General features: G+C 71.7%; 18 protein-coding genes. 12 read left to right on the forward strand and 6 right to left on the reverse strand.

Translation table 11 applies throughout. The features are described 5' to 3' along the window. The first annotated feature begins 111 nt into the window (after positions 1–111). Entirely contained in the window at positions 112–1,602 is a 1,491-nt protein-coding gene (locus LV75_RS05620) for an MFS transporter (RefSeq protein ID WP_253885979.1), read from the forward strand. Between the two features lie 197 nt (positions 1,603–1,799). Next, entirely contained in the window at positions 1,800–2,552 is a 753-nt protein-coding gene (locus tag LV75_RS05625; protein ID WP_253885571.1) for an SAM-dependent methyltransferase, read from the forward strand. 1,151 nt (positions 2,553–3,703) lie between these two features. Here LV75_RS05625 and LV75_RS05630 read toward each other — a convergent pair. Continuing rightward, positions 3,704–4,891: an OmpA family protein gene (locus LV75_RS05630; protein ID WP_253885572.1), complete on the reverse strand. Its 1,188-nt coding sequence runs from the start codon at positions 4,889–4,891 to the stop codon at positions 3,704–3,706. A gap of 351 nt (positions 4,892–5,242) precedes the next feature. Here LV75_RS05630 and LV75_RS05635 point away from each other — a divergent pair, with 351 nt between their 5' ends. The 5 genes from LV75_RS05635 (at position 5,243) to LV75_RS05655 (ending at position 9,854) form a co-directional block, all read left to right on the forward strand. Beyond that, a complete protein-coding gene (locus LV75_RS05635; RefSeq protein WP_253885573.1) occupies positions 5,243–6,124 on the forward strand; it encodes a helix-turn-helix domain-containing protein in 882 nt (293 codons plus the stop codon). Further along, on the forward strand, positions 6,121–6,330 hold the full coding sequence (locus tag LV75_RS05640) for a DUF397 domain-containing protein (RefSeq protein ID WP_253885574.1): 210 nt from the start codon (positions 6,121–6,123) through the stop codon (positions 6,328–6,330). Before LV75_RS05635 ends, LV75_RS05640 begins: the two co-directional genes overlap by 4 nt. Positions 6,331–6,540: 210 nt before the next feature. Then, entirely contained in the window at positions 6,541–6,780 is a 240-nt protein-coding gene (locus LV75_RS05645; RefSeq protein ID WP_253885575.1) for a hypothetical protein, read from the forward strand. 215 nt (positions 6,781–6,995) lie between these two features. Then, the gene (locus LV75_RS05650) at positions 6,996–8,426 is read left to right on the forward strand and encodes a serine/threonine-protein kinase (RefSeq protein WP_253885576.1); all 1,431 of its coding nucleotides are present in this window, start codon (positions 6,996–6,998) and stop codon (positions 8,424–8,426) included. Positions 8,427–8,504: 78 nt separating this feature from the next. Further along, on the forward strand, positions 8,505–9,854 hold the full coding sequence (locus tag LV75_RS05655; RefSeq protein WP_253885577.1) for a WS/DGAT/MGAT family O-acyltransferase: 1,350 nt from the start codon (positions 8,505–8,507) through the stop codon (positions 9,852–9,854). A 132-nt stretch (positions 9,855–9,986) separates the two neighbouring features. Here LV75_RS05655 and LV75_RS35820 read toward each other — a convergent pair whose 3' ends face one another. Both LV75_RS35820 and LV75_RS05665 read right to left on the reverse strand, forming a co-directional pair. Next, the gene (locus tag LV75_RS35820) at positions 9,987–10,223 is read right to left on the reverse strand and encodes a DUF5302 domain-containing protein (RefSeq protein WP_301318742.1); all 237 of its coding nucleotides are present in this window, start codon (positions 10,221–10,223) and stop codon (positions 9,987–9,989) included. A gap of 70 nt (positions 10,224–10,293) precedes the next feature. Further along, a complete protein-coding gene (locus LV75_RS05665) occupies positions 10,294–10,719 on the reverse strand; it encodes an SRPBCC family protein (RefSeq protein WP_253885578.1) in 426 nt (141 codons plus the stop codon). 83 nt (positions 10,720–10,802) lie between these two features. Between LV75_RS05665 and LV75_RS05670 the strand changes: the two genes are divergently transcribed. The 4 genes from LV75_RS05670 to LV75_RS05685 all read left to right on the forward strand — a co-directional run bounded on the left by LV75_RS05670 (position 10,803) and on the right by LV75_RS05685 (position 13,532). After that, on the forward strand, positions 10,803–11,312 hold the full coding sequence (locus LV75_RS05670; RefSeq protein WP_253885579.1) for a hypothetical protein: 510 nt from the start codon (positions 10,803–10,805) through the stop codon (positions 11,310–11,312). A gap of 69 nt (positions 11,313–11,381) precedes the next feature. Next, positions 11,382–11,855 (forward strand): cupin domain-containing protein, encoded by a 474-nt coding sequence (locus LV75_RS05675; protein WP_253885580.1) that lies wholly within the window; start codon positions 11,382–11,384, stop codon positions 11,853–11,855. 69 nt (positions 11,856–11,924) lie between these two features. Further along, the gene (locus LV75_RS05680) at positions 11,925–12,266 is read left to right on the forward strand and encodes a hypothetical protein (protein WP_253885581.1); all 342 of its coding nucleotides are present in this window, start codon (positions 11,925–11,927) and stop codon (positions 12,264–12,266) included. A gap of 300 nt (positions 12,267–12,566) precedes the next feature. Next, positions 12,567–13,532, forward strand: coding sequence for a LysR family transcriptional regulator (locus tag LV75_RS05685; RefSeq protein WP_253885582.1), 966 nt, complete (start codon positions 12,567–12,569; stop codon positions 13,530–13,532). A gap of 1,429 nt (positions 13,533–14,961) precedes the next feature. On the opposite strand, the gene LV75_RS05690 is transcribed toward LV75_RS05685, so the two are convergent. The 3 genes from LV75_RS05690 to LV75_RS05700 all read right to left on the reverse strand — a co-directional run bounded on the left by LV75_RS05690 (position 14,962) and on the right by LV75_RS05700 (position 17,415). Further along, on the reverse strand, positions 14,962–15,924 hold the full coding sequence (locus LV75_RS05690; protein WP_253885583.1) for an MFS transporter: 963 nt from the start codon (positions 15,922–15,924) through the stop codon (positions 14,962–14,964). 104 nt (positions 15,925–16,028) lie between these two features. Continuing rightward, positions 16,029–16,820, reverse strand: a complete 792-nt coding sequence (locus LV75_RS05695; RefSeq protein ID WP_253885584.1) for an SMP-30/gluconolactonase/LRE family protein — start codon at positions 16,818–16,820, stop codon at positions 16,029–16,031. 208 nt (positions 16,821–17,028) lie between these two features. After that, positions 17,029–17,415: an HIT family protein gene (locus LV75_RS05700; protein WP_253885585.1), complete on the reverse strand. Its 387-nt coding sequence runs from the start codon at positions 17,413–17,415 to the stop codon at positions 17,029–17,031. A gap of 83 nt (positions 17,416–17,498) precedes the next feature. Here LV75_RS05700 and LV75_RS05705 point away from each other — a divergent pair, with 83 nt between their 5' ends. Further along, complete coding sequence (locus tag LV75_RS05705) at positions 17,499–18,362, forward strand: TetR/AcrR family transcriptional regulator (RefSeq protein ID WP_253885586.1); 864 nt, start codon at positions 17,499–17,501, stop codon at positions 18,360–18,362. Positions 18,363–18,525: the final 163 nt, after the last annotated feature.

The following is an 18,525-nucleotide window of genomic DNA, read 5'->3' on the forward strand; positions in this document are numbered from 1 at the left end:
AGCGGAGGGAACACCTCCGCTTCTGTGTTAGCGTCGCCACGACACCACAGTGGACATCCAGTGCAGGGGGGAACCTTGACTTTGTCGGACCCGGCGGTGCCGGACACCGAACTGCCCAACGCCAGTAAACCCGCGGGCCCGTCCGGGCGGCCACCGGGTCCCGACACCGACCACGGCCACTCGAAGCGCTGGCTGATCCTCGCGGTCATCGCCATCGCGCAGGTCATGGTCATCCTGGACGCCACGGTCGTCAACATCGCACTGCCCTCGGCGCAGAAGGCGCTGCAGTTCACCGACGACCAGCGGCAGTGGCTGATCACCGGCTACGCGCTGAGCTTCGGCAGCCTGCTGCTCATCGGCGGGCGCGTCGCCGACCTGTTCGGCCGCAAGATCACCTTCCTGGTCGGCGTCGCGGGCTTCGCGCTCGCCTCCGCGGTCGGTGGCGCCGCCAACGGCTTCGAGGTGCTCGTCGCGGCCCGCGTCGGGCAGGGCGTGTTCGCCGCGCTGCTGGCCCCCGCCGCGCTGTCGCTGCTGACCACCACGTTCACCGACCCGGCCGAGCGCGGCAAGGCGTTCGGCATCTTCGGCGCCATCTCCGGCGCGGGCGGCGCGATCGGCCTGCTGCTCGGCGGCGTGCTCACCGAGTACCTCGACTGGCGCTGGTGCATGTACGTCAACCTGATCTTCGCGGGCATCGGCTTCCTCGGCGGCGTCTCGCTGCTGGGCAAGGGCGGCGCGACCGAGCGGCCGAAGATCGACTGGCTGGGCGTGGTCACCGCGACCGCGGGCATGTTCGCCCTCGTCTACGGCCTGGGCAACGCCGAGTCCCAGTCCTGGGGCTCGCCGAGCACCTGGGGCTTCCTGGTCGCCGGTGGCGTGCTGCTGATCGGCTTCGTCGCCTGGCAGACCCGCTCGCCGCACCCGTTGCTGCCGCTGCGGATCCTGTTGCACCGCAACCGGGGCGGCTCGTTCCTGGCCATCTTCGTGCTGTGCGCGGGGATGTTCGTGATCTTCCTGTTCCTGACCTACTTCATGCAGGTCAACCTGCGCTTCACCCCGGTGACCAGCGGCCTGTCGTTCCTGCCGATGATCGGCACGCTGATGGTCGGCGCCACGCTAGCCACGACCGTGCTGCTGCCCAAGATCGGGCCGCGGCTGCTGGTGACCGTCGGCATGCTGGTCGCGGGTGCGGGCATCGGCCTGCTCGCGCTGCTGGAGGCCGACAGCACCTACGCCGCCTCCGTGCTGCCCGCGCTGCTCATCGCGGGCTTCGGCATCGGGCTCACCATGGCCTCGGGCATGAACGTCGGCATCGCCGGTGTCGACGCGCAGGACTCCGGGGTCGCCTCGGCGGCGATCAACGCCGTGCAGCAGATCGGCGGCTCGATCGGCACCGCGCTGTTCAGCACCATCGCCGCGAGCGCGGTCACCTCCGCGCTCGGCGACGGCAAGAACCCGATGGCCGCCGCGGTGTCGGGCTACAGCGCCGCGTTCACCTGGAGCGCCATCCTGTTCGCCGTCGGCGGCATCGTCTGCGCGTTCGTGCTGCGCCCCGGCGTGCCCGACGAGCTCAAGACCGCGGGGCCCACTGTCCACATGTGACAGTTAGGCACCGTTTCGCCGCCACAGCGGGCCCCCGGCGCACCAGCCGGGGGCCCGCTGTGTTCCGGGCGGCGCCGCCGTGGACCGCCGGCTACGATCTTTCGGGTAGCAGGCAAGCAATACCGTGGGCCAAGACAGCGCAGTGGGCCAAGACAGCAGAGCGGGCCAAGACAGCAGAGCGGGCGGGGAGGACTGACGTGGCCGAGATCGACCCGGATCGACCGCACCCGGCGCGGATCTACGACTACCTGCTCGGTGGCGCGTGCAACTTCGAGCCCGACCGCGCCTTCGCCGAGCAGTTCCTGCGCGTGATGCCGAGCGCGGCCGACGCGGCCCGGCTGAACCGGGCGTTCCTGCGCCGCGCGGTGCGCTACTGCGTCGACAACGGCGTCACCCAGTTCCTCGACCTCGGTTCCGGCATCCCCACGGTCGGCAACGTGCACGAGACCGCCCCCGAGGCGCGGGTCCTGTACGTCGACAACGACCCCATCGCCATCGCGCACAGCGAGATCGAACTCGCGGGCGTGACCAACGCCAGAGCCGTGCTCGGCGACCTGCGGGAGCCGGACGCGGTGCTGGCCGCCGCGGCCGAGGTGCTCGACTTCGACCGGCCGATCGGCCTGCTCATGCTGGCGGTGCTGCACTTCGTCGCCGAACCCGAGGAGCCGCTGCGGCGCTACACCGAAGCGGTGGTCCCGGGCAGCTTCGTCGCCATCACCCACGGCACCGCCGACGAGGCGCCCGACAAGCGCGAGGACGTCCTGCGCCTCTACGCCAGCAGCGGGTCACCGGCGCACCCGCGCACCCGCGCGGGGGTCGGCGCCCTCGTCGCCGGGCTGGAGGTCGTCGACCCCGGTGTCGTCTGGACCTCCCAGTGGCGCCCCGACACCCCCGCCGCCGCCGACCCGGCCGCGGCGCTGACCTACGCGGTCGTCGCCCGCAAGCCCTAGCCCCGGGCGGCCGACCCGCAGCGCCTCGGCCGTGGTCAGCGCCGCGTGCGCCTGGTCGAGCGGGGTCGTCAGCGGGGACTGGTCCACCGGCAGCCGGATCGGCACGGCCCGCGGGCCCGGCTGGGTCATCGCGAGCTCGCGGCCCAGCAGGATCGCCCGGTGCGCGGGCAGGTAGTAGCGGGCGACCCTGGCCAGCACCCGGGTGTGCTCGCGGCGCAGCCGGGCCTCCCACCGGCGCGCGCGGGTGAGCGAGCGGTCCGCGAGCCGGAGGTTGCGGTCGTTCTCCTTGCCCGCACGGGCGATCACCCGGGTGAGGGACCCTGCCCTCCTGGTCAGCGGCGAGCCGTCGAAGGCCTCCTGCTGGACGATGATCCACGGCGCGACCACGGCGCACCCGGCCAATACCAGACCGAGCGCGGTCGCCAGTCCCGCTTGATCTATTTGGGCCCCCTCGTGCCGCACGCGCAGCAGGATTGACAGCCCCGCGCAGGCACTCACCGCGAACAGCGGCACGGCCGTCCAGGTGATGACGGCGCCACCGGTGCGCGCCACCCGCCACGTCCAGAGCCTGCGGCCGAGTTCCAGCGCGAGTTTCGCCTGGATCCCCGCACCGAATAGCGAGAACGCGACGACCGTGGTCACTTCCGGCGTTGACGTCCAGTTGATGTTCAGCAGCAGCGCGAAAACCGTGAATAGCGCCACCGCGTCAACTGCCAACAACAGGTACGCGATCGCGGATATCAGCCGGCTGCGCGACTGGTGGTGCGCCGTTATCCCCGCCGACACCTCTTCATCTATGCGGCGCAGAGTCTCCGCCAGCAGCGGGCGGGCCTGCCCAGCGGTGATAGCCCAACCTTTCGCGGCGGTCGTATGGTGGGAACCGTCGAGGATTCGGGTCTTGTTCTCCGCGGCCATCGCGATCCGGCAGGAAGCGGTTGCCGCCGCGGCGGCCGTGCACGCCTTCGCGCTCCACCTACCCATACGCCGAGAACGGCGGTGGACGAGCTTGGTGGCTTTGGTCAAGCCCCGGACCTCGTGGGCCAGTTCGCCGTGTTCGGCGCCCTGGGACAAGAAGGTGGCGTTCGCCGAGACGATCGGGTGGCGTAGCCACATCGACAGTGGCAGGTGGCGGGTTCGCATGGCAGATCTCCCTACGGGCGGGCGACAACGAGCTCGACGGACCGGTTGCGTTGCGCGGCGGCGGGGATGAGGGCGCCCGCCGCGTCGCGATCGGCTACCAGGGGGCGGTCGTACCCGAGTCCCTCGACGCTGAGAGACAAGGCAGGCACACCTTGGGCGGTCAAGCCGTCGCGGACAGCGCTAGCGCGTCGCGAACTCAACGCGCGGGCGGACTCCGGCGGGCCTACCGATGCGGTGCGGCCGATGAGGTGCACTTGTGAACCTGCAGGTAGTGCCTTTGCGACCTGTGCGAGCAGCGGCTCGGCCTCCGGTAAGAGGTCTGCGGAGTCCGGCCCGAAGAGGATGTCGCTAGGCAGCTCGACGGGACTGGCTGCTGCTGGGGTTGTGATGGCTGGAAGTTGCGGTACCGGGACGGTGGGGACTGGCGTCGTCGACTTGGGCTCACCGCCGACGACAGGCTCACTGTCTATAGAGCAGTCGCCGCCACCTGCCTGGCAGAAGCGCAACCACATCTGGGCGAGTCGATCGCGCAGCGGCGGCGGTAGTGCTTCCTGCGGCCGGTTGACCTCGCCGATCCCGCTCAGCACCACGCGCTTGCCGCTCAGGTCCGGCACCAGCCCGTCGCGTTTCGCCTGGTCGACGACCTCGGCCGAGCCGACCCGGTCCCAGCCCAGGGCCGCGATCGCCAGCGGGCCCGAGGTCTGCAGCCCGGAGCTGATCACCACCGCCGTGCCGGGGCCCGGCGTCCTGGCGATCACGTCGAGCAGGCCTGCCAGGTCCAGCCGGGGCGCCTGGCTGGCCGCCTCGGCGAGCACCGACTCGATCCGGCGCACTTCGCCGCTGGTCAACTCGGCCCGGCGCGCGGTGTCGTGCTCGACCCGGGCACCCCGGCGCAATCGCAGTTCGCCGTCCTCGAGGACCCGCGGGCGGTCCGCCCCGCTGATCACGATCCGCAATCGGGCCCGATCGGTGCCCAGGGCGCTCGCCACCGCCGCGCGGGCCGTCGAGGTCAGTGTCGGCCGCTGCTCGGTGGCGACCGCGGTGGCCGCCAGCACCAGGGTCGTCGCGCCGCCCGGCTGCTCGGCGCCGGTGCCGCAGCCCACCGCGGCCGCGCCGATCGCGGTGATCATGATCAGCGTCTTCGCGGCTTTCGGTCGTGGTCGGTTCGTCGTCCTCCCGTGCCGTCGTCGTCCGGTCATCGCGCGCTCCCCTCCCGACGGGGCCGCCCGGGCGGGCGGCTACGCAAGTTCGTCTCCAGATTCCGAGATTCAAGACCGTGGCGCAAGCCCTCCATGCACTTGCAAGGAGCAAGTGCGACGAAATTCAGCCACTCGCCGTCGCGTCGTACACCGTTCGGGTCACCCCCGTGTGGGTGTCTTGCACTTGCATGCTGCAAGTCCGCGTGCTTCCGTCCTCAGTGGAGCGAGCCTGGTCGTGACGGGCGGAAACGGGCCATCCGCTGGTCGTGCTGAGTTCAACGAGTGGTACGGTCGAGCATCAGTCCGAACGAGCAATCCCGTTCGGCAATTGCATGGCGCGAGGAGGCGTTGATGCCGTCGCAAACGCCGCTCATCCCGCGGCGCCGCCTGGGGCAGGAACTGCGCAGGCTCCGCGAGTTGCGCGGGCTGCACCTCGAGGACGCGGCCGACCACCTGGAGTGCTCGCCGTCCAAGATCAGCAGGCTCGAGACGGGACAGGGGGTGCCCAAGGCGCGGGATGTGCGCGACTTGCTCGACCTCTACGGGGTCGGCGACCAGAAGTTGCGCGACCAGTTGCTGCGGCTGGCCGGGGACGGCCGCAGGCAGGCGTGGTGGCAGGACCTGGCGGATGTGGTGTCCACCGCGATGGACACGTTCATCTCGCTGGAGTCCGAGGCGTCCAACATCCGCTATTACGTCCAATCGACGTTTCCCGGAATGTTCCAAACGGAGGAGTACGCGCGCGAACTGTTCCGCGCGATCTACCCCCGTGATGACGACATCGAACGGGAAAAGCGGGTCCGACTGCGCCTCAAGCGCCAGGATATTCTCGTCGAGCGCGAGGACCAGCCCAGGATCGGAGTCATCCTCGACGAGGCGACGCTGCACCGCGTTGTCGGCTCGCCGAAGGTGATGGCCGACCAGTTGGCCGCGTTGCTGCAGGCGAGTGAGCGTCAAGGTGTCACCCTGCGCGTCTACCCCTTCGCGGCAGGGCCCGATATTGCCATCCAGTGCACGTTCGTGGTTTTCACGTTCGAGAGCGAGTACGACCGCAACTCGGTCCACATCGAACTCAGCGCTGGTGATCGGTGGCTCGAGCAGGAGAGCGACATCACCCGCTACACGCGGATCTTTGATGACCTCAGCCGGAAGTGCCTCTCCGTGGAGGCGAGCCGGGACTCGATTCGTTCGATGCTGGAACACTATTCGAGCAAGGAAGAAAGACCCCGATGAACACCATTTACCAGCAGAGCAGCTTCTGTTCCACCGGTGGTTGCGTCCAGGTGGCCGTCCTCGCCGACGGCTCCATCTCGCTGCGCGACTCCAAAGATCTGTCCATTCCCGCGCACACCTACACCGTCGAGGAGTGGGTGGCCTTCACCGCGGGGGTCAAGAACGGCGAGTTCGATCTCGTACCTGGTGGATTGCTGGCCAGCTGACGTCCAGGATTTGTCCGCCGGACCCTCCGCGAATGCGCACGCGGGGGGTCCTGGCGCACCCCGTAACCTTACGGTAACCTGGGGTGACAAGATCGCTCGGCGCCACGTGCCGGACCAGGGCAGCGGTGTCGCGGACCATTTCGCACAGCTGAGGCGCTGCCGCGCGCCCACTGCCGGGTGCGGGGTGCCGGGTGGGGGGAGGGGGCGATCATGTCGGCGACCACGCCAGCGGCGCCAACCGGATCAGCCGGGGTGGACCTGTTCGGCTCGGCACCGGGGTTCCGCCGCAGCTCGCGCTGCACCACGGGGGCCTGCGTGCTGATCCGGTTGACCGGGGGCTCGCTCGCCGTGCGCGGCAACGCGCCCGACCGCGGGCTCGACTTCCCCGCCGCCGCGGCGGCGCACCTCGTGCGCGCCATCGCCGCCGGGACCCTCAGACCGGCTGACTGACCCGATCGGGCACTGACCCGATCGCGCGGCCGAACACGCGCCCCCCCGGCCAGTTCCGGGCAAAACACGAACTCGCTGTGACCAAAAGGTCCCGTGGAATCACCTCCCGTGGACGGATGATCGCCCGTCGGTGTGATTCGCTAGTCTCGGCTCCTCCACTCGGGGGGCCCGAGGTCCACGCACGCGAGGAGTACCTGGTCATCGAACAGGGTGAGTTGATCGCCGGGCGCTATCGGCTCGAGGAGCCGGTCGGCAGCGGGGCCATGGGCGTGGTGTGGCGCGCCCGCGACGAGCGGCTGGAGCGGGTCATCGCGCTCAAGCGGCTGATCATCCGGCCCGGTCTGACCTCGGCGCAGGCCGACGAGGCCAGGCGCAGGGCGATGCGCGAGGCGCGCATCGCCGCCCGGCTGCAGCACCGCAACGCCATCGCCATGCTCGACGTGGCCGAGCACGACGGCGACCCCTGCCTGGTGATGGAGTTCCTGCCCTCGCGCAGCCTCTCCGCGGTGCTCGCCGAGGACGGCACGCTGCCCCCGGACCAGGTCGCCGCGATCGGCTCGCAGGTCGCCGCCGCCCTGGCCGCCGCGCACGCCGCCGGGATCGTGCACCGCGACGTCAAACCGGGCAACATCCTGCTCGGCGACAACGGCACGGTGAAGATCACCGACTTCGGCATCTCCCGGGCCATCGACGACGGCACCGTCACCGAGACCGGCATGCTCGCGGGCACCCCCGCCTACCTGGCCCCCGAGATCGCCCGCGGCCACGACCCCAGCCAGGCCTCCGACGTGTTCTCCCTCGGCGCGACGCTCTACCACGCCGTCGAGGGCGCGCCGCCGTTCGGCCTGAACCCCAACCCGTTGGCCCTGCTGCACGCGGTGGCCTCCGGCGAGATCACCCCGCCGCGCGGCGCAGGCGCGCTCACCCCGACCCTGATGACCCTGCTGCGCGCCGAGCCGACCGACCGCCCGACGATGGACGACGCCGCGTCCGTGCTGGCGCTGCCGACCGCGCCGCTGCGGGTGCCCGCGTTCGAGCAGCGCACGGTCCCGGTCAAGCCCAACCCGATCCGCCGCCAGCCCGCCCCGCCGCGGCAGGCGCCCGCCGCCGTCCCCCCGAACGATCCGCCGCCGGGTCCCAAGCGCGGCGTGCTCATCGCCCTGCTGCTCGGCGTGGTCGTGCTCGCCGCCGCGGTCACCCTCGTGCTGACCAGCTCGCGCACCGGCACCCCGACCAACACGGTCACCACCTCCATCGTCACCGTCAGCCAGGACCCGCCCAGCCCGGCGCCCACCACCCCCTCGGCGGCACCGGTGGCCTCGCAGAAGATCACCGACTTCTCCTCGGCCGGGCGCGCGGTCATCGCCTACTACGGCAGCGACAGCGCGCCGCAGGCCCGCTGGGAGATGCTCGGCCCCAACGGCAAGGCGGTCTTCGGCGACTACGCCGGGTTCGAGCGGCACTGGGGCCAGTTCCAGTACATCTCCTCCCGCAACGCCAACGGGGTGACCTCCAACCAGGACGGGTCGGTCAACGTGCCGGTCGACGTCACGGTGAAGGGCGCCGCGGGCGAGGTCGCCGGGAAGCGGACGGTGAAGGTCGTGCTCGTGGGTGGTAAGTACCTCATCGACTCCGACTCGCGCTGAGGTCCACCTGGGACTGATTGCGCGAGCCGGTCACCAGTGGCAGCGTTCGCCGCAGCCAGAGCCGAAGGAGGCGCGGCCGTGCCGCTGATGCCCGTGACCGAGTCGATGTTCCTGCTCGGCGAGTCCCGCGAGCACCCGCTGCACGTCGGCGGCCTGCAGCTGTTCTCGCTCCCGGAGGGCGCCGGGCCGGACTACGTCGGTGAGCTGCACCGCGCGCTGCTGGCGACCACCGACATCAACCCGCTGCTGCGCAGGCGCCCGCGCGGCCCGGTCAGCACCGTCGGCCAGTGGGTGTGGACCGACGATGCCCGGCTCGACCTCGAGTACCACGTGCGGCTCTCCGCGCTGCCCACCCCCGGCCGGGTCCGCGAACTGCTGGAACTGGTGTCGCGGCTGCACGGCTCGCTGCTCGACCGGCACCGCCCGCTGTGGGAGGCGCACCTGGTCGAAGGCTTGCGGGACAACAGGTTCGCCCTCTACACGAAGGTCCACCACGCCCTGCTCGACGGCGTGTCCGCGCTGCGGCTGCTGCAGCGCTCGCTGAGCACCGACCCCGCGGTGCGCGACCCCCGCCCGCCGTGGGCCGCCCGCGACACCGAACCCGCCCCGCGTCCGCGCGGCGCGGGCGTCGGCGCGGTGCTGCGCGACCTGGCGGGCCTGGGCCCGGCGTTCGCCCGCTACGCCAACGAGGTCTTCCGCGCCCAGACCGCGACGCTGCCCTTCGCCGCCCCGCGCTCGATCCTCAACGTCCCCATCACCGGTGCCCGCCGCTTCGCCGCCCAGGGCTGGCCGCTCGCGCGCGTCCGGGCCGTCGGCGACGCGACGGGGTCGACGGTCAACGACGTCATGCTGGCGATGTGCGCCGGGGCGCTGCGCCGGTACCTGCTGGAACTCGACGCCCTGCCCGAGCGCCCCCTCGTCGCCGCCGTCCCGATGTCACTGCGCTCGGACGACTCCACCGGCGGCAACGCGCTCGGCATGATCCTGTGCACCCTCGCCACCGACCGCGCGGACCCGGCCGAGCGCCTGGCCGCCATCGCCGACTCCACCCGCCGCGGCAAGGACGTCTACCGGGGGATGAGCCAACTGCAGGTCACCGCCCTGAGCGCGATCCCGTTCGCCCCGCTGGCCCTGGGCCTGCTGCCCGGCGCCGTGCGGCTCACCCCACCCGCGTTCAACCTGATGATCAGCAACGTCCCCGGCCCGGCGGCCCCCCTCTACTGGAACGGCGCCCGCATGCTCGGCGTCTACCCGGTCTCGATCCCGTACGAGGGCCAGGCGCTCAACATCACGGTCACCAGCTACAACGGCTCCCTGGAGTTCGGCCTCACCGGCTGCCGCCGCACCGTCCCGCACCTGCAGCGCCTGCTCACCCACCTCGACACCGAACTGGCGGCACTGGAGAGCAGCACCTCCGACCACGGCTGAGGCCCTGCTGCCCGGCGTTCTCCGCGCGACGTGGTGGCCACGGGGAGCTCGTCCGGGCGGCGTACCGGGCCCGGACACGGCTGAGGCCCCGCGATCTCGGGTTCGCGGGGCCTCAGGTCGACTGTCGGGGGATCAGCCGCTCTTGCGGCGGAACTGGCGCTTGCTCCCCGCGCGGCCGTGCGCGTCGTGGACCTTGGAGCCCGCGGTGGCGTGGCCTTCGCCGGACTTGCTCAGGGCCTGCTTGCGGGCGAGGGCCTCGCGGAAGCGGGCCTTCACGTCGCCGCTGTCGGCGGTGTCCGCGGCGGCGGGGTCCGAGCCAGGGGCGTCCTCGCCAGGGGGGTCCTCGGTCTGGCGGGGCTGTTCGGACATGGTGCTGACCTCCACGGCGAATCGAGTGGTGGTCCCAGCCTCGCACGTGCGCGGCCAGGGGACGAATCGATTATCCCCGCACGCCCTCGGCGCGGGCCTTGAGGCCCTCGGCCTCCAGCGCCAGGTACCGGTCGGTGAGCCCGGCGGTGAGCTTGGCGACGAGCAGCCCCAGCGGGCCGGTCATCTCCAGCGACAACTCCGCCCGCGCGCCGTCCCCGCGCGGCTCGACCACGTGCGTGGCGACCGTGCGGGCACCGGGACCGCCCGCCACCCAGGTCCACGCCCGGCCGTCGTCGAGTTCGGTGATGGTCCAGACCGTGGCGGGCAGCCGAGGCTGGCGGATCCGCGCCCTGGTCCCGATCCGCAGCGGACCGGGGTCCAGCGCGGTGATCGAGGTCACCGACGCCGTCCACTCCGGCCACCGCTCGATGTCGCGGTAGATCTCCCACACCCGCGCCGCGGGCGCGGCGATGTCAACCCCGGTACCGAACCGCATCGGGTGAGGGTAGCGCCGATGATCAGCACGGGGCACCAGCGGACTATCCTCGGCGGCGGATCTTTCTCGGCGGAGGACGTACGGTGAACCTGCTGGACCACATCGCGGCTGTGGCGGATCTGGCGGAGTGCACCGAACACGACCCGCGCGCGCTCAGCGCCGACGCGGGCCTGCGGTTCGCCTGGTACCGCGCGGCCGACCCCTCCGACGAGGCCGCGTTCCTCGCCGCCGTCCTGCGCGACCCCGACCCGCCCACCGCCACCGCGGCCGCGATCGCGCGCATCGACGACCGGGCCCAGCGCGGCCCCGGTTTCGCCCGCTGGGCCGCCCGGGTACGCCCCGCCGTGGCCGCCGCGGAGCCGGTCGCCGCGCGGCTCGCCGAGTGGTGCCTGCTGCACGACGCGTTCGCGGGCAGGCCCGTCGCCCCCGGCGCGGTGCTGGCCGCTTCCGACTGGGCGCAACGCACACTGGCGACCACCGTCGACGGCGAACTGCTCGCGCTGCTGGCCGAACACGGCCGCACCAGGCGGGTCCGCGCGCTGACCCGGGTGCCCCGCCCGGTCCGCGCCAGGCGCCTCGCCTGCGACGACTGAGATCCCCGGCGGTCCTCACCGGAGCGCGCCGGTGCCGGCACAGTGGAGGTCCCTGGCGAGAGGAGACCCATGTCGTACCTCGGGACAACCGGTGAGCTCAGCGCGCGCTGGCGCCCGGTCGAGGAGATCACCGTGCTCGACCGGCCGCGCACCTCGGCGCACTTCATCGCGCCGGGCAGCCTCACCAATGGCCAGTACGGGATGTTCCGCTGGGACATGGCGCCGGGCGCGAGCGGGCCGCGGCCGCATTTCCACCGGACCTTCTCCGAGTCGTTCTACATCCTCGACGGGGCCGTTCGGCTATTCGACGGGCAGCGGTGGGTCACCGCGACCGCGGGCGATTTCCTGTACGTCCCGGAAGGCGGTGTGCACGCCTTCGGCAACGAGTCCGACGAACCGGCGTCGATGCTGATCCTGTTCGCCCCCGGAACGGCGCGGGAGGACTTCTTCGTCGAACTCGCCGAGCGGTTGGAATCCGGCCGGGAACTGCCCGCCGACGACTGGGCCGAGTTCTACGCCAGGCACGACCAATACCACGTGTGATCGGCAGCATCCCCCGAATGCCGCGCCCGCGGGTGTAGCGCGGCGCTCGTCGGCCGCGATTCCCAGCACATGGTGCGAAGATCGCCGCTGCCCCTGCTCGCGGTGGCCTCGGCGCTCGTGGCGGGCACCGCCTGCCAGGCCGAGGGCGACGACGGGTCCTGCTCGCAGATCCGCTGCGAGGTGACGATCACCGGTTCGCCGACCCTGGAGGTGTTCGACATCCGGTTCAAGGCCGATGTCGGCCCGGACCGGGTGCGGGTGGCCGGTGGTGGGGTCGACGTCACGCTCAACCCGGGGGACGCCGCCGTGGTCGAGGGCGTGCGGGTTGAGCTGCGCGAGGTCGCCCAGGAGCGCGCCCGGCTGGTGCTCGTCCCGGTCGACGCCCGTTTCGCCCGGCTCGACGAGGGGTAGTCCACTGTCGGGAGCACCCCACAGACCCGGCCGTTGACCGCGCCCTTCCGCCAACCCCCCAGGCACGGGCAGCGCGACGGTCGGCCGGGCAGGCCCCGGCAATCCCCCCAGCCGGGGCCTGCCGCTCCCACCTCGTGGGACGCCACCGCGGGGGACTCCAGCTCGGGGAAACCGACCGGGTGCGGCCGTTCGGTGGGAGCGATCCCGGCGCCGACCGCACCGCGACCCGCGGCTGGGGCACCCGGACGCGGCCCCGTTCCCCGTGTCGGCCGCATAATCCGTGGCCATAACATGTGGACCATGGAACTGGAGTTCCGACACCTGCGGATCGTCATCGCGGTGGCCGATGAGGGCAGTATCACCAAGGCCGCCGCGGCGCTCGGCTTGTCCCAACCTTCGTTGACATCTCAACTGCAGCGGATCGAGCGGGCCATGGGCGCGCCCCTGTTCGAACGGGCCAGAACCGGGGTGGTGCCCACCTCCTTCGGGCGCACGGTGCTGGCCAAGGCGCGCTCGGTGGTCAACGAGATGGCCGACCTGCGCGGCGAGGCGGCCGCGGCCACCCCGACCGGCCCGGTCGAACTGAAGATCGGCGGACGGCCGAGCCCCCTGCTCTCCGCCGTCGTGCCGCTGCTGAGCGCCGCCTACGCCGCGCTGCACGGCCCGGACGCGCCACCGCTGGGCGTCCAGGTGCACACCGACCCGTCGGCGGCCGCCCTGCAGGGCCGGGTCCGCGCGGGCCGCCTGGACGCCGCCGTCCTGTGCGACGTCATCGGGTTCGAGATCGGCGCGGCCGAGGGCGTGCGGCGCGAGGTCGTGGTCGAGGTCGAGCCGGAGTTCGTCGCCCTCTCCGAGCGCCACCCGCTCGCCGAGCGCGACGTGATCGACCTGGCCGACCTGGCAGGCGAGAACTGGATGATCGACCCGCAGGAGGACCACGGCGGTGTCGGCCCGCTGCGCGCGGCCTGCCGGGCGGCCGGGTTCGAGCCCCGGATCACCCACGAGATCAGCGACTCGAGCTCGGCCCGCGAGTTCGTCATCACCGGCCAGTGCGTCAGCCTCGCCCAGCCGACCTCCAACGAGGGCCGCGGCCTGGTCGTGCGCCCGCTGGTCGGCGACCCCATCAGCAACCGGCTCGAGCTCGCCTGGAAGGACCTCGGTCCGATCGACCCCGCGGTGCTGCGCGACACCGTGGTCGAGGGCTACCGCAGCCTGGTGGCCCGCAACCCGCACTACCCGAAGTGGTGGGCCCGCCACCACGGGTGAGCGCGGATGGCCGGGGCCGGGCGGCGTCCCCCGATCGGGCCTTAACGCAACAAAGGTTTCTTTGTGGGATGCGCGACTGCCCGTTGGTCCCGATTCGGTCGTCCAACCCCGCCCGAGCGCCCGGATCGTCCGATTCGACCGCGCCGAGTGGCCCGGATGCTGGGCCGAATGAGTGTAGTCGACCGCTCGCCCCCGGTGAGTTAAGAATTTTGATGACCGCTAAGTGATGGACGTCGTTGCCGGATGCCCGATAACCGGGGACCATTGCCGTCGGAACGGTGGACCGCGCCGTGCAGGGTCGGCAGCGGATCACCGTCCGTCCGCATCGCCTCTGCGGTCGCCGCGGCCGGGACACCGCGCACCGCGCCCTCGCGCGATGGGGACGGCGGGCCCCGGAGGTCGGGTGGAGCCGACGCCGGGGCCTGTCACGCATCTTGGGGTGGCAGGCGTGCGGGGCGCTGCGGGGATCGTCGGGGCTTGCGGGTCGGGCTCGCGGCTGCGGGTTTGCTGATGGGTGGGTGCTGGGGCGCCGGGTTGTCCACAACGTCTGTTGCTGTCCACAGGCGCTGGTTGCTGCTCCTGTTTTGTCTGTGCCTATCGGTAGGCTGTATATCGGGGGCTCTTATGGCGGATGATCTTGTGGTGGCCCTTTTGTGGGGTTGAGTTGTCCACAACGTCTGCTGTTGTCCACAGGCTCTGTTCGCCGCTACTGTTTTGTCGGGGTGCGGCGGTAGGCTGTTTATTTGGGGGCTTTCGATCAGGTTGATCTTGACGTCAGCCGTTGCTGGGAGTGCGGAGCAAGAACTTCGGTGCCTCCGCCTTCGGCTCCGGTAGACGGCTCGCCTTCGGCATTGCATCTGATCCGCGATTTTCGAGCTTTGCTCGATGGGGTGGACCTGTTTTGCGCGGGGCCCCTACGACACCCGTGGCAGAACCGCAAAGCAGGGGCCGAAAAGACTGGCCCTGCCGCGCGGAAACGCTACGGGTGCCGTCCCCCCACACAAAACAGGTCCACCCCATCGAGCACCTGGCACCAGCGAGTCCGACTGTCCAGGCGCTGAGTAGGTGGGCTGGGGCGGACCTGACGGCAGGCGAGTTGGCACCGACGGGTCCGAGTGTCCAGGGGCTGGGTTGGCAGGGCCGACGAGGGCGGGCTGGGATGGCACCGGACCTTCCGGTGTCCACGGCTGGTCAGGTGGGCTGAGGCGGACCTGACGGGGCTGGGGTGGCACCGTCGCGTCCGGGTGTCCAAGGGGTGATCAGGTGGTTTGGGGCGGGCCTGACGGCAGCCGGGATGGGTACGGGAGGATCCGAGTGTCTAGGGCGGGTTGGCAGGGCTGACTCGGTGGGTTGGGCTGGCACCAACGGGGTTCCGGGTGTTCAGTGGCTGGCAAGGCTGTCGATGTAGGCGGTGGCAGCACCAGCGCGATCAGCGGGCTGAGGTGGTGTCCTCGGGTTCGTCGTAGTCGCCGTGGTCTCGGTTGCCCCGGGGCCAGAGGGGTTGCTCCGGGGCGTCAGACACGGGGAGGGCTTTTCTGTCCTCTTCGGACTGGGTGTTGAGCCGGGGCCAGCCGACGGCGCTGAGGGTTGGGCGGTCGTCCAGGCGTTCGGCGTATTGGGGGGCTATTTCGGTTTTGGTGACGGCCGCGCTGATGCGGGCGAAGGTGGGGATGAGGTCGGCGGCTTCGCGGACCTGTTCGGGGTGGCGGGCCAGCCACCAGACGACGGCGGTGCCGGGGTCCACCAGGATCTCGTCGGCCAGGTAGGCCCTGGTGCGCTGCTCCAGTTCCTGCTCGTGGTGGCGGACCTGCTTCTCCTTGCGCAGCTGCGTCAACCGGTCCAGGCGGCGGGCGTCCTCCTCCGGTACCGCCAGGCCGACGTTCTCCGCCCAGGTGATGATCTGGCCGGAGCGGTCCTGGGCCATCGCGCCCAGTTCGGCGGCGAGGCGGGTCTGCACGACCTCGGCCTCGGTCGGGGAGCCGGTGACGGTGACCGCGCGGGCGCGTTCGAGGATCGAGTGGACCGCGAGGCCGCGCAGGTTGCCGTGCTGGGGCAGGCCCGCGCTGGGCTGCCAGCACACCGTGCAGGTGAGGATGAACCGGTAGTACGGCTCCGCGCTGTCGACCGGGATGGCTGGCACGTGGTGTTCGGCGTGCGGTGCCGGTTCCGCCTTGGGTTTGGCGCGCTCGCGGGCCGCCTCGGCGCGCAGTTCGCGCTGTTCGCGGTAGAACAGCACCTGCTTGACGACCAGTCCCGCGATGGCGAGCGCGACCAGCATGACCGGGACGGTCACCCAGTTCGCCCAGCCGAGCGCGAGGCCTGCCACGAGGGGGGCGAGCGCGGCCACGCCGAGGATGGCGGCGGGCGCGCGCCAACGCGCTGCAGTGTCCACACCTAGGTGGGTACCTCTTGCGGCTGCCGAGTTGGTAGACCGATCAAGCGGATTCGCTCGAACATACGAACGCCCGGGTGCCGACGGTGATCACCCTGCTCTGGTCAGGGGAACGCCGGTGCGCCCGTCTTGCCCCACCTGGGCAGGCCCGTCCAGCGCACCGCGGGCGCGCCGGTCGTGCCCGGCGCGCAGGCGTGCACGGTCCCGTCGGCCGAGGTGATCAACAGGGTGGGGCCCGCGAAGCAGCAGTCGACGGCGACGGCGTCGGTCAAGCGGACGATCGTGTACGCGACGCCGGTGTGGTCGACCCGGCGGACGGTGTTGCCGCCCGCGACCCAGGCGAACCCGTCGACGTCGACCGCGACGCCGCGGGCGGCCGACACCAGCGGTCTGGCGCGGCCGGTCGTGCCGTTGGCGAGGTCGAACTCGTGGGCGATCAGGCCGCCGTCGCTGACCCGGTACATGGTCCTGGTGTCCGGGCTCCAGGCGAGCCCGCCGGTCGGGCCGTCGAGCACCGTGCGCACGCGCCCGCCCAGGTCGACCCGGTGCAGGCCGTGCTCGGTGCCCAGCCACAGCCGCCCGGCCGGGTCGCACCAGATGCCGTCGGAGGCGGGCAGGTCGAGCGGGGCGACGCGGCCGTCGCGGCGCAGGAACACCGGGTCGCCGCCGACCACCCAGCCGCCCTCGGCCGGGACGGCGCCGACGACGCGGCCGTCTAGCACCAGGGTCGCGATGTGCCGCGGGCCCAGCGATGTCATGCGCCCCAACTGGACCCGGCCGCGCTCGGTGTCCACCCAGGACAGGGTGCGGCCGGTCCAGCGCGGGCCGCTGACCCGTCTGCCGAGCAGCCCGACGCACATCCCGGCGGTCAGCTCGGTCGGCCTGATCATCGCCATGGCGCCCCCTCTTTGGTCTGAACCACTAAGTGGTCTGAACCAATGTGTCCGGCGGCGGGGCAGAATGCAAGGCCCGGATGTCCCCATTTTCCGGCTCGTCCCACCGGTGGCCCTCACGCACGGTAGCCGATGGTGCCGCGCCCGGGGTCGGGTTCGCCCGGAATTCCCGCACCCCGGTGAGCGGGTGTCCCACGTCGAGGGGGACGCGCTAGGCCAGCCGCGCGCGGATCCTGGCCGCGTACTCCTCGGCGGGGTGCTCGGCGTCGTAGGGGTGGCGCGGCCCGAGCCAGAACCGCAGGCCGTCCTTGCGGTGGCGCGGGATGACGTGCAGGTGCAGGTGGGGCACCGACTGGCTGACGATGTTGTTGATCAGCACCAGCGAGCCGTCCGCCCCGAGACCGTCCTCGACCGCCCGCTCGAGCCGCTGCGCCATCCCGAAGAACGGCACGAGCTGATCGGCGGGCAGGTCGCTGAGAACGGTCACGTGCGTGCGCGGGACCAGCAGGACGTGGCCGCGAAAGAGCGGGCGGTGGTCGAGGAAAGCGACCACGTCAGTGTCCTGGTGAACCATGACAGCGGGCAATTCCCCGGTCATGATTCGGCAGAACACGCATGTTTCCGACAAGGATTCCTCCTCCTGGGCCGAACGTCCGAATCCTTCTGGGCACAATGGCCCGCGTGACCGTTCCAGACACGCCCTACCGGGTCCGGCGCACGCCCACCCAGTATCGGGCCAGCCGCCAGATCGAGCGGATCCTCGACGCCGCGGCCAGGGTCGTGGCCACCAAGGGGTACGCCGCGACCACCACCGCGGACATCGCCAAGGCGGCCACCGTCTCGATTGGATCGGTGTACCGGTACTTCCCGGACAAGACCGCCGTCATGCGCGCGGTCGTCGAGCGCAACACCCGCCGCTTCCAGGACCGGGTCCTCGCCGACCGGACCCCGGTGCGCGGCTGGCGCGCCGGGCTCGACCGCGCCTACGCGGTCTATGTGGACATGTGCCGCACCGAGGACGGCTTCCGCGCCATCAGCGGCGCCGGGCTGGCCGCGGGCGAGCTCGAACCGCAGGACGACGCCAAGGACCCGCTCGCGGAGGCGTTCGCGACCCTGCTGGTCCGCCACTTCGCGTTCACCGACACCCCGGCGCTGCGCACCACGCTGCTGCAGTGCGTCACCCTCGCCGACGTGCTCACCCGGCTGGCGTTCCGGCTCGCGCGGACCGGGCACCAGGACACCCTGGAGCGGACGCGGGGCATCATCGAGCAACTCCTCGCCGCGCACGAGCCCGCCGCCCGCGAGCCTGCCGTCGACGGGCCCGCTGTCGACGGGCCCGCAGGCCACGAGACCGCGGCCCAGGAGCCCGCGGTCCCCGAACCGGCCACCGAGGACCGGGTCGCTGTGGATCCGGTCGCGGCTGAACCGACCACCGTGGACCCGGCCACTGGCGATTTGACTGCAGGCGACCCGACTGCTGGCGACCCGACTGCTGGTGACCCGACCGCAGGGGACTCGGCGGAGCGGGAGTCGGCCGCCTGCTGATCGGCGAAAAGCGAAGCGGATTCGGGGAACCCGCGCCGGATCCACCGCCGCCATGGCGAATCGGATTCGGTTCCGGGGGCTGAACGGTGGCCCGCCGCCGAACTGGCGGCGGGCCGGTGCGCCAATTCGCGGTCGCGTTTCGACGGCCGGTCCGCCGTCGTCG

The organism is Actinokineospora diospyrosa (genome assembly GCF_024171925.1).
Taxonomy (GTDB): Bacteria; Actinomycetota; Actinomycetes; order Mycobacteriales; family Pseudonocardiaceae; genus Actinokineospora; species Actinokineospora diospyrosa.